Genomic DNA, 11254 nt, shown 5'->3' with positions numbered 1-11254 from the left:
TGGAGAGTCACATGAAAAAGCTGCTTCTGGGAACCGCCCTTCTCGCCTCGCCCGCCTTTGCGGAAGGTGAGCTGAAGGTCTACCACTGGTTCGAATACATCCCACAGGAACTGGTGGACAAGTTCGAGGCCGAGACCGGCATCGACGTGACCATCGACACCTATGACAGCAACGAATCCATGCTGGCTTCCCTGAAGGCTGGCAAGCTGGGCCAGTATGACGTGGCCGTGCCTGCCGATTTCATGGTGGGCATCATGGCCGCCGATGGCATGCTTGACAGCTTCACGCCCGAAGAAATGCCAAACCTTGGCAACATCGCGCCGCAGTGGCTGGATGTGCCGTTTGATGCGGGGCGCAAACATTCGATCCCCTATCAGTGGGGCACTACGTCCTTCAGCGTGAACCGCGATGTGTATCAGGGCGATATCTCATCGCTGGCCACGATCTTCGCGCCGCCGCCGGAACTGCAGGGCAAGATCAACGTCCTCGACAGCCAGAACGAGGTGCTGATCCTCGGCTCGCTGTACCTTGGCATCCCGCAGTGCACGCAGGACCGGGCGCAGCTGCAGGCCCTGAATGACATGCTGCTGGCCGCAAAACCGAATTGGGCCAGCTTCGGTTCCGACATCGCCAAGGACGTGCTGGTGTCGGGCGATGCGGCTGCCGGGATGATCTACAACGGCTTTTCCGCCAAGGCCCGGGCGGAAGGGGCGAATGTCGAATATGTCTACCCGACCGAAGGCCATGTGGTCTGGATGGACAATGTCGTCCTCTTGAAGGATGCCCCCAACCGCGACAACGCGTTGAAGTTCATGAACTTCCTGCTGGACCCCGAAAACGCCGCCGCCGTGACCAACTATGCCGCCTATACCTCGGGCGTCGTGGGGGTAGAGCCTTTTCTGGACGAGGCGATCAAGACCAGCCCGGAAAACAATCCGCCCGAAGGCATAACGCCCGGCGTCTTTGCGCAGGCCTGCGATGAGGAAACGCAAAAGCTTTACGACGCGATCTGGACCAACCTGAAGAAATGAATTGCGCGGGGGCTGCAAACCCGCAGCCCCCCATTTTCTGTCCCAAAATATCCCGGGGGTCCGGGGGCTGGCCCCCGGTTGCACCACATGAAACTCGCACTCTGGCAGGGCACCTCGCCCGCTTCGAACTTGGACAGCGCCTGCGCTCAGGCAGAAACCGCGCTGGCGGCAGCAGCGGCGATGGGCGCCGCCGCCCTTGTCCTGCCCGAAATCTGGCTGCAAGGCTACAACCAGCCCGACATCCCGGCGCGGGCGGTTGCGCTTGACAGCCCGCCGATGCACCGCCTTGCCGCAGCGGCCAAGCGTTCCGGTTGTGCGCTGGTTGTGGGCTATGCCGAACGGGATGCGACCAGCGTCCACAACTCTGCCGCCTGCTTTGGCCCCGACGGCGCGCTGCTGGCTAACTACCGAAAGGTCCAGCTTTACGGGATGCGCGAAAGGTCGCTTTACACCCCTGGCGATGCCTATGCCACCTTCCGGCTTGGCGATGAAACCGCAGCAATTTTGATATGTTACGACATAGAGTTCGCACCCCACATCAAGGCGCTTTCAGACAGTGGCGTTACCGTGATCCTGTGCCCCACCGCCAACATGCAACCCTTCACCCATGTCATCCGCCACACCGTTCCCGCCATGGCGGCGAACCACGCCGTATCGATCGCCTATGCCAATTACTGTGGGCAGGAGGGTGACTTGACCTATGTCGGCGGGTCGCTGATCGCCGGTCCGCATGGGGAAGTCCTTGCGCAAGCCGGCCAGATGCCCGCGCTGCTTGTGGCCGAGCTTCCGCCCCCGGATCCTGTCCACCTGTCCACCCAATCCGCCGATCTGCGTGTGCTGAAATGACCCGCGACCCGCGCCATGACATCCTGTTCGAGCCGCTGAAGATCGGCCCCAAGACCGCGAAGAACCGCTTCTACCAGGTCCCGCATTGCAACGGCGGCGGCTACCGTGACCCATCCGCCGTGGCCGAGATGCGCCGGACCAAGGCGGAGGGCGGCTGGGGCGTGATCTTCACCGAACAGACCGAGATCCACCCGACCTCGGAAATCACCCCGTTCATCGAACAGCATTTGTGGGAGGACAAGGACATCCCCGCCCTTGCCGCCATGGCCGAGGCGATGAAATCCCACGGCGCCCTTGCCGGGATCCAGTTGGCCTATAGCGGGATCAATGGCCCCAACCTTTACAGCCGTGAGGTTCCCCTTGCTGTCACCGGGGGCCCGATCCTGACATTCACCTCCGACCCGGTTCAGGCCCGCACCATGGACCTGCAGGACATCCGCGACCTTCGCCAGTGGTTCCGCGCGGCCTTTCGCCGGTCGCAGCAGGCCGGTTTCGACCTGATCTGCCTTTACGGCGCGCATGGCTTTGGCATCCTGCAACACTTCCTGTCCCGCGCCACCAACCACCGCACTGATGACTACGGCGGAAGTCTGGAAAACCGCTCAAGGTTTCTGCGCGAAGTCATTGAAGACGCAAGGGAAGTCACCAAGGGTGAATTGGCCGTCACCCTTCGCCTGTCCCTGCATGAGGCCGGGACATTCGGCTTTTCCAACGCCGAACTCCGCGATTTCATCGAAATGCACGGCGATTTGCCCGATCTTTGGGACCTTGCCCATGGCACATGGGAGGCGTGCTCTGGCACCAGCCGCTTCAAGGCGGAAGGCGCGCAAGAGGATCTGGTGAAGGGCATCAAGGCCCTCACCTCCAAACCCGTCGTCGGTGTTGGGCGCTTCACCTCACCCGATGCCATGGTGCGGCAGATCAAGGCGGGCATCCTTGATTTCATCGGTGCCGCAAGGCCCTCCATCGCTGACCCGTTTCTGCCGCTGAAGGTTCAGGAAGGGCGCTACGAAGACATCCGCGAATGTATCGGCTGCAACATCTGCGTCACGGGCGACATGACCGGCGCGATCAGTCGCTGCACGCAGAACACCGCCTTTATGGAGGAATGGCGTAAGGGCTGGCACCCTGAACGCCCCCGGCCAAAAGGCGCGTCCGACACGGTCTTGATCGTTGGGGCTGGGCCCACGGGGCTTGAGGCTGCACTGCAGGCCGCCAAGCGCGGCTATGCCGTGACGCTGGCCGAAGCAACAACCACCCTTGGCGGCCGCGTCGCCCGTGAACGCACCCTGCCCGGCCTGTCCGCCTGGGGCCGGGTGGCCGACTACCGCACCGGTCAACTGGCCCCGATGGCCAATGTCGAGATTTACCGCGACAGCCGCCTGACCCCGGAAGACCTCCTTGCCATGGGCGCCGATCATATCGCTATCGCAACCGGCGCCACCTGGCGGCGGGATGCTGTGGCCCGCCTGCACTTGCACCCGATCCCGACCGATCCGGCGATGCCGGTTTTCACTCCTGACGATCTGATGGCTGGAAATCCACCCGAAGGCCAGCGCGTAACCCTCTATGATGACGATCATTTCTACATGGGATCAGTCCTTGCCGAACTTCTTGTGGCGCAGGGCAAGCAAGTGGATTTCGTCACCCCCGCCGTCAAGGTTGCGGAATGGACCGACAACACCCTTGAACAAGGCACGATCATGCGCCGCCTGCTGGAGATCGGGGTGACGATGCACCTGAGCAAAGCGCCGGAAGCCATTGGCGTGAAAGAGGTTACGCTTGGCTGCACCTGGACTGGGCGGCAGTCGGCAATACCTGCCGATGCGGTGGTCTTCGTCACCTCTCGCACCCCGAATGACAGCCTTTTCCATGCCGCACGGGCTTTGGACTGGCAAGGCAGCGGGATCAGAACGCTCAAGCTGATCGGCGACGCCGCCGCCCCCGGCCCCATCGCCTGGGCCACCTATGCCGGGCGGGCGTGGGCCGAAGCCCTTGACCAACCAGAGCCGGGGGACATTCCCACCTTCCGGCGCGAGATCGCGGCGCTGGACCCCGGCCCGAGCCGCCTGCCATGACTGCAGCATTGCCTCCCCTCGCCACTGCGCCTGAACTGATAACCTCCGCAAGGATCACATCATGACCCATTTCCGCCACCGCCCCTTCAACACCAAGGACACTTACCCCGAACAGAAGCTGGACAATGACCTTGCCCAAGCGGTCGTAGCCCGGGGCAGGATCGTGTTTCTGCGCGGCCAGTGCCCGCAAGACCTTGATACGGCGCAGGATATCGGCAGCCATGATCCGGTAGAGCAGACCCACAAGGTGATGCAGAACATCCGCCAGTTGCTTGAGGAAGTCGGCGGCAGCATGGCTGACCTGTGCAAGGTTGTGGTCTACCTGACCGACGTGCGCCACCGCGAGGCGGTGTACCGGACCATGGGCGAGTATATCAAGGGCGTGCATCCGGTCTCCACCGGGGTGGTGGTGACTGCCCTGGCCCGGCCATCCTGGCTGGTGGAAATCGACGGCACTGCCGTGATCCCGGATTGACCCGATGACCTTCTCGCTTGTCGCCAGATGCGCAGAGACCGGGCAGTTCGGGATGGTGATCTCATCCTCATCGCCCGCCGTTGCCGCCCGCTGCGCGCATGTCCGGGCCGGGGTTGGCGCCGTTGCCAGCCAGAACATCACTGATCCCGCACTTGGGCCGCTGGTGCTGGACCAACTGGCGCTGGGAAAATCCGCGTCCGATGCCTTGGCCGTTGTCACGAAAGACCGCCCGCATATTGACTACCGTCAGCTGCTGGTGGTGGACCGTCAGGGTGGCACGGCCATCCATTCGGGTGCCGAGGTGCTGGGGGTCTGGGGTCAGGCCACGGGCGCCGACTGTGCCGCGGGGGGCAATCTTCTGGCCAATGAACAGGTCCCCGCCGCGATGGTCGCCGCCTTCGAGGCCGCGAGGGGCCAACTTGCCGAACGGTTGATGCAGGCGCTTGAAATGGGCCTGCGGGCGGGCGGCGAGGCCGGGCCAGTCCATTCGGCGGGCCTCAAGGTTGCTGACCGGCTGGACTGGCCGGTGGTCGACCTACGCATCGATTGGGCAGATGACCCCATCGGCATGCTGCGCGCGGCATGGGATGTCTATGCGCCCCAGATGCAAGCCTATGTCCAGCGTGCCGCAGACCCTACCCGGGCCCCATCCTATGGCGTGCCGGGCGATGAATAGCCAAGAAAGCGAGGCCCCCATGGAAACGATCCACACCCTTGTCATCGGCGCGGGACAGGCGGGGGTTGCGACCTCGGCCCACCTGTCGAAAGCCGGCGTCCCGCATCTTGTCCTTGAACGCGCCCGCATCGCCGAACGCTGGCGGAGCGAACGTTGGGACAGCCTTGTCGCCAACGGCCCTGCCTGGCATGACCGCTTTCCTGACGCGACCTTCAAGGACATCGACCCCGAGGCCTTTGCCGGCAAGGATCGTGTCGCCGACTACTTTGAGACCTTCGCACAGGCGCGCGCCCTGCCGGTTCGCACCGGAGTGACTGTCACGGCGCTGGAGCAGCACGGGTCGGGCTTTCGGGCCAGCACCTCGGACGGCATGATCGAAGCGCGCAATGTCGTTGTGGCCACCGGCCCCTTCCAGAAACCGGTGATCCCGGCGGTTGTGACCGATCCGGGCATCACGCAGCTTCATTCAAACGCCTATCGCAACCCCGAAGCCCTGCCCGAAGGCGCAGTGCTGGTGGTTGGTGCCGGATCATCTGGCGCGCAGATCGCCGAAGAACTGGCCCGCGCCGGGCGCCGGGTGATCCTGTCGGTCGGCCCGCATGACCGCCCGCCCCGGCGCTATCGCGGGCAGGATTTCGTCTGGTGGCTGGGCAAACTGGGCAAGTGGGACATGAAGGCCCCAACCCCGGGGACCGAGCATGTGACGATTGCAGTTTCGGGTGCCTATGGCGGGCATACGATGGATTTCCGCCGTCTTGCGGCCCTTGGGGTCACGCTGGTCGGGCGGGCCGGGGACTACCGCGAAGGGACCTTGCACTTCGCCCCGGATCTGGCCCGCAACATCGAAAACGGAGACCGGAACTACCTGTCGGTGCTGGATGAAGCGGACGCCTATGCGCTCGCCCACGGACTTGATCTGCCGGATGAGCCCGAGGCGCGGGTGTTCCTGCCCCTGCCCCCTTCTGTGACGGACCCGATCCTGTCGCTTGATCTGCAGGCGGAAGGCATCCGCACGATCATCTGGGCAACCGGGTTCCAACTGGACTTTGGCTGGATCAAGATCGACGCCTTTGATGCCAGAGGTCGTCCCCGTCACGTCGATGGCGTGGCAGAGGTGCCGGGGCTGTATTTCATCGGCCTGCCGTGGCTGTCCTGCCGGGGGTCCGCCTTCATCTGGGGGGCTTGGCGCGATGCCGAACGATTGGCACAGGTGATCGCGGCGCAAGATTCAGCACAGGTCGGCTGATTGGGAAGGTCCGGGCGCTGGTGCTACGCCGCGCCTATGCCGCCCGGGCCGACGACGGAAACACCAAGGGTGCCGCGTCTGGGCGGGTTTCCAGCAGGTCCAAAACTTCGGCCGTGCCAAGCCCGTCATCCAGCCTGTCGGCCCAAACGCGGAACAGACTAAGCTTGTAGCCGCCAAAGGACGTGATCATCGCCACGTCCGACGCATCCGTGCCGCGCACCATCAGGATGCGGCCCATCCTTGGCACGTTGTACCGGGCATCGAAGGTGTGCCAGCGGTTGTCGAGGAAAACCTCAAACCAAGCACAAAAGTCGCCGGGACCAGAATAGGGAACCCCGATGTCGCCCAGATAGCCACTGGCGTAGCGCGCCGGGATGTTCATCGCCCGGCACAGGGCGATGGCCAGATGGGCAAAGTCGCGGCAGACGCCGGTCTTTTCCCGAAAGACTTCCGAGGCGGTCTTGCTTGCGCGGCCGAACTGATAGCCGAAGGTGACGTGCTGGTGGACGAAGGTTGTGATCGCCTTCACGCGGTCCCAGCCTTCCGGGGTCTTTGCGAACAGCGACCACGCCTCTTGCGTCAGGATATCGCTGTCACAGTAGCGGCTTGGGATCAGGTATTGCAGCACCTCATCCGGCAGATCAGGAATCGCATGCTGCCGCGCTGTCGGCGATTGCGGATCGGGTTTGCCCTCAAGCTCAACCACGCAGTCGGTCCACAGTCTTGTATGGCCGACGGGGGCAACCACCCGCGTGATCCAGTTGCCGAACCGATCCTTGTAGCGCCGCGCGTCGCAGTCGGGCGATGTGCGCACATGATCCTGCCCGATAAGGCGCAGCGACGGGTCGTCACCGGCAAGATCACCATGTGTCGACAGAGCCAACAACATCGGCACCGGGGCCGTGCTTTCAAGATCAATCTCGAATCCGAAGCGTATCAGCATGACGTCAGCCTTGTCATTGGAACGATGTGCAGGGCAGGCTCGTTTGGGGGGCAAGCACTGTCAGACGAACAGGAACGCAGCGGACCGCAGGAAGGTTCCCATGGCCAGCATCATAACGATCACGCATCGAACGGAATACACTTATGACCGCCCGGTCATCCTGAACCCGCATCGGCTGATGTTGCGGCCAAGGGATGGGCATGACCTGTGGGTGGATGATGCTTTTCTGACCATAAGGCCAAAGGCGACGTTGCGCTGGTACTTCGACACGTTCGGCAATTCGGTGGCCGAAGCCAGCTTTCAGGACGCGACCGATGTGCTTTTGATCGAAAGCCAGTTGCTGCTGCGGCGCTATGCGACCGATCGGCTTTTGCGCGCGGATACGTCGCATATCTGCCCGTTTCCGTTTGTCTACACCGATGACGATATGCGTGACCTGTATCCCTTTCTTGGGCTGCAGAATCCTCTGGACCAGGCAGTTCTGGATGACTGGCTGGAGGATAAGTTCAATCAGCGCGGGTCGGATGCCGTGACATTCCTGCGCGGGCTAAGCGATACGGTCCATATGAACCTGCGGTATTCGGCGCGCGATGAGATGGGGACCCAGACCGCCGCCGAGACCATCGCCAGTGGCATCGGCACCTGTCGCGACTTCGCTTTCCTGTTCATGGAGGCCGCGCGGCGCTTTGGCTTTGCGGCACGCTTCGTCACCGGCTATCTGGATGACCGTCCGCAGGGCCAGGCCTCTGCCATTGGCGGTGGTGCTACCCACGCATGGGCGGATGTGTTTGTTCCGAATGAAGGCTGGATCGAGTTTGACCCAACCAACCGGATCACGGCGGGCAGTGCGCTCATCCGCGTGGCGACGACACGGACTCCGTCGCAGGCGTCGCCCATATCGGGCAGTTTTCAGGGACTGGACGCGATTTGCCTGGGGCTTGCCGTATCGGTGGACGTGCATGAGGACCTGAACCGCGCATAACCTGTCCTTGCAAGGGTGTTTTATCGGGAACCGTTGGTGTTGCTGGAAGTTGCCTTATGTGTGTTTCCGCATGGCGGGCAATTTGGGGGTTCTCTTGTCAAATCTTTTGCCCGCAGTGGAAACCGGCGTGAAGCCAAAGGCCAGGGGTCGGAATGTTGTCACCCGTTGCGGCTGAAGCCGGTAAATCCACTGGCCCTGCAGCCCTGACCGGGAAAGTCACCCTGTCCACCCTTGCACAGTGTCAGGACAAGCTTTCGCATCTGGCGGGGTCAGATGAGCTGGACCTGTCTGGGGTCACAGCGCTTGATACCGCTGGGGCATGGGCCATTGCGGCCTTTCTGGCGGCAGAGAAGGCGAAGGGGCGAACGGTCAAGATTACCGGTGCCAGTTCGGCGCAGTCGCTGCTGCTGGACACCGTGTCCGAGGCCATGCCGCCGACCCGCAAACGCCGCCGCCGCATGCCGCACCACCAGGCGGGGGATGAGCTGGCGCAACTTGGCAAGGCCGTGTCGGTCTTTGCGGCGGGCATGGGCGAAACCTTGGGTTTTCTGGGGCTGGTCATCCTGCGATTGGTGCGGGCCGTCCTTCACCCCTCTCGGCTTCGGGTTACGGCTCTCGTCCATCACATGCATCAGGCCGGGCTGAACGCCGTGCCGATCGTTGCGCTGATGGGGTTTCTGATTGGCGTCGTGCTGGCGTTTCAGGGGGCCTCACAGCTTCAGCAATTCGGGGCCGAGATCTACGTTGTCGACCTGATCTCCATCTCCATGCTGCGCGAATTGGGTATTCTTCTGACGGCGATCATCGTGGCAGGACGGTCTGCCTCGGCGTTCACGGCGGCAATCGGGTCGATGAGGATGCGCGAAGAGATTGACGCCATGCGGGTTCTGGGGTTGGACCCGATCGAGCTTTTGGTCCTGCCGCGTGTTCTGGCCTTGGTCATCCTGCTGCCGGTGCTGGGCTTTGTGGCCAATATGGCGGGCCTGTTCGGTGGTGGGCTGATGGCGTGGATTGACCTTGGGATTTCGCCCGGGATGTTCACCACACAGCTTTTGGTCAATACCTCGGTGACGCATGCGCTGATCGGGCTGTCGAAAGCCCCGCTCTTTGCCCTGATCATCGCGGTGGTCGGTTGCTATCAAGGGATGCAGGTTGCCGGAAACACGGAGTCTCTGGGAAGTCGGACCTCCCGGTCCGTCGTTGTTGCGATCTTCCTTGTCATCGTCGTGGATGCGCTGTTTTCCATCTTCTTCGCAGTCTGGGGGATTTGATGGACGAAAGCTCGGTGATCACTGTGCGCAACCTGACCAACCGCTTTGGCAAGACCTTGGTGCATCAAGGCTTGGATCTTGATGTCTTGCGCGGTGAGGTGCTGGGCGTGGTCGGCGCATCTGGCAGTGGCAAGTCGGTGCTTTTGCGCAGCATAGTCGGTCTGCAGCGCCCCGCCGCCGGGCAGATCACCGTCCTTGGGACCGAAGTGCTGACCGACCCGCCCACCGACCGCGAGGAAGACCGGGGAGATGACCCCGATGCGGTGCAGAACCGCTGGGGCGTGATGTTTCAGGACGGGGCGCTGTTTTCGTCGCTGACGGTGCGGGAAAATGTCGAGGCGCCGATGCGTGAAAAACTGGGCATCGACGCAGCCACCCGCACAGCCCTTGCCGATCTGCGGATTGCGATGGTCGGGCTGCCCGCTACCGCCGGGGACCTGTATCCGTCAGAACTTTCGGGCGGCATGCGCAAACGGGCAGGTCTGGCCCGCGCGCTGGCCCTTGATCCGGAGATCCTGTTTCTTGACGAACCGACCGCCGGGCTTGACCCGATCAGCGCGTCCGAATTCGACAACCTGATCGTGGCCTTGCAAAAGGCGCTGGGTCTGACCGTGTTTCTGGTCACCCATGACCTTGACACCCTGCATGCGACCTGTGACCGCATCGCTGTCTTGTCGGGCAAGAAGGTACTGGTCACCGGCACGATGGCCGAGATGTTGACAGTTGATGACCCTTGGGTCCACGCCTATTTCCACGGGCCGCGCGCCCACGCCGCACAACCAACTCAAGGAACTGCCTGATGGAAACGCGCGCGCGCTATATTCTGGTTGGGATTTTCACACTGGCAAGCCTTTTGGCGGCCCTTGCATTCCTGCTCTGGCTGGCGCGGTTCCAGATCAACCGGACCTTTGCGCAATATGACATCGTTTTCGATACTGTTGCGGGGCTAAGCCAGGCGAGTGTGGTGCGCTACAACGGCGTGGATGTCGGCAATGTGCTGGCCATTGCGCTGGACGGTGAAGACCCATCGCTTGTGCGGGTCAGGATCGAGATCTATGCCACGACCCCGGTGCGGACGGATACGGTGGCAACCCTTGCGTCGCAGGGGGTGACAGGCGTGTCATTCGTGGCGCTTGAAGGCGGCAGTCCGGCGTCGCAGCCATTGGTGCCAGAACCCCCTGACTTTGTGCCGGTGATCGCTTCGAAGCCATCGGTGGTTCAGGAACTGACCACCGCCGCGCCCGACCTGCTGAAAGAGGCCATTGCGCTGATGGAGGATATTCGCGGGTTCACGACACCCGAGAACCGTGCCGCGATCACGAGCATCCTGCAGAACGTTGAAGGGGCCACGGAGCGGGTCGACAGTCTTGCCACCCGTGCCGAGGCAGTGATCGCTGCTGCCGAGGAAACGCTTGCGCAGGCCGACGCGGCGTTAGAAGCGGCCGAGGTCACCTTTTCCAGTGCCAATGCCGTCATCAACGATGACCTTCCGGCCGTCGTGGACGGGCTCAAGACAACCGTTGCCGATGTCGGCGCGATGGCGGCCGAGTTGAAAGAGTTTGCCCGGACCCGCCTGCCAGAGTACGGTGCTCTGGCAACAGATGCCCGCAATCTGCTGGTCGATCTTGGGGCGCTGGCCGACCGTATCGGCAGCGATCCGGGCCGCTTCCTGCTTGGCAACCAGACCCCCGCTTACAGGAATTGAT

General features: G+C 62.8%; 11 protein-coding genes. 10 read left to right on the top strand and 1 reads right to left on the bottom strand.

Going from position 1 to position 11254, the window contains the following annotated elements; all coding sequences use genetic code 11:
- Positions 1–11 precede the first annotated feature (11 nt).
- From EI545_RS19325 to EI545_RS19300, 6 genes are all read left to right on the top strand, one after another.
- On the top strand, positions 12–1031 hold the full coding sequence (locus EI545_RS19325) for an extracellular solute-binding protein (protein WP_125326996.1): 1020 nt from the start codon (positions 12–14) through the stop codon (positions 1029–1031).
- A gap of 87 nt (positions 1032–1118) precedes the next feature.
- Positions 1119–1877, top strand: a complete 759-nt coding sequence (locus EI545_RS19320) for a nitrilase-related carbon-nitrogen hydrolase (RefSeq protein ID WP_125326995.1) — start codon at positions 1119–1121, stop codon at positions 1875–1877.
- Entirely contained in the window at positions 1874–3955 is a 2082-nt protein-coding gene (locus tag EI545_RS19315; RefSeq protein WP_125326994.1) for an oxidoreductase, read from the top strand. The genes EI545_RS19320 and EI545_RS19315 overlap by 4 nt, the downstream gene beginning before the upstream one ends.
- Before the next feature lie 61 nt (positions 3956–4016).
- Positions 4017–4430 (top strand): RidA family protein, encoded by a 414-nt coding sequence (locus EI545_RS19310; RefSeq protein WP_125326993.1) that lies wholly within the window; start codon positions 4017–4019, stop codon positions 4428–4430.
- 4 nt (positions 4431–4434) lie between these two features.
- A complete protein-coding gene (locus tag EI545_RS19305) occupies positions 4435–5106 on the top strand; it encodes a DUF1028 domain-containing protein (RefSeq protein ID WP_125326992.1) in 672 nt (223 codons plus the stop codon).
- Between the two features lie 19 nt (positions 5107–5125).
- Positions 5126–6352 carry a flavin-containing monooxygenase gene (locus EI545_RS19300; RefSeq protein ID WP_245990195.1) on the top strand — a complete coding sequence of 409 codons (1227 nt, stop codon included), beginning with the start codon at positions 5126–5128 and terminating at the stop codon, positions 6350–6352.
- 34 nt (positions 6353–6386) lie between these two features.
- On the opposite strand, the gene EI545_RS19295 is transcribed toward EI545_RS19300, so the two are convergent.
- Positions 6387–7295: a transglutaminase-like domain-containing protein gene (locus EI545_RS19295; protein WP_125326990.1), complete on the bottom strand. Its 909-nt coding sequence runs from the start codon at positions 7293–7295 to the stop codon at positions 6387–6389.
- A gap of 100 nt (positions 7296–7395) precedes the next feature.
- Between EI545_RS19295 and EI545_RS19290 the strand changes: the two genes are divergently transcribed.
- From EI545_RS19290 to EI545_RS19275, 4 genes are all read left to right on the top strand, one after another.
- On the top strand, positions 7396–8277 hold the full coding sequence (locus EI545_RS19290; RefSeq protein WP_164517350.1) for a transglutaminase family protein: 882 nt from the start codon (positions 7396–7398) through the stop codon (positions 8275–8277).
- Between the two features lie 152 nt (positions 8278–8429).
- Positions 8430–9548 (top strand): MlaE family ABC transporter permease, encoded by a 1119-nt coding sequence (locus EI545_RS19285; protein ID WP_125326988.1) that lies wholly within the window; start codon positions 8430–8432, stop codon positions 9546–9548.
- Complete coding sequence (locus EI545_RS19280; protein WP_125326987.1) at positions 9548–10348, top strand: ABC transporter ATP-binding protein; 801 nt, start codon at positions 9548–9550, stop codon at positions 10346–10348. Before EI545_RS19285 ends, EI545_RS19280 begins: the two co-directional genes overlap by 1 nt.
- Positions 10348–11253: an MlaD family protein gene (locus EI545_RS19275; RefSeq protein ID WP_125326986.1), complete on the top strand. Its 906-nt coding sequence runs from the start codon at positions 10348–10350 to the stop codon at positions 11251–11253. The genes EI545_RS19280 and EI545_RS19275 overlap by 1 nt, the downstream gene beginning before the upstream one ends.
- Position 11254 lies beyond the last annotated feature (1 nt).

The sequence above is a fragment of the Tabrizicola piscis genome, assembly GCF_003940805.1.
GTDB lineage: Bacteria > Pseudomonadota > Alphaproteobacteria > Rhodobacterales > Rhodobacteraceae > Tabrizicola > Tabrizicola piscis.
The sequence above is the reverse complement of the archived record's forward strand: the minus strand, read 5'-3'. Positions and strand labels throughout refer to the sequence as shown.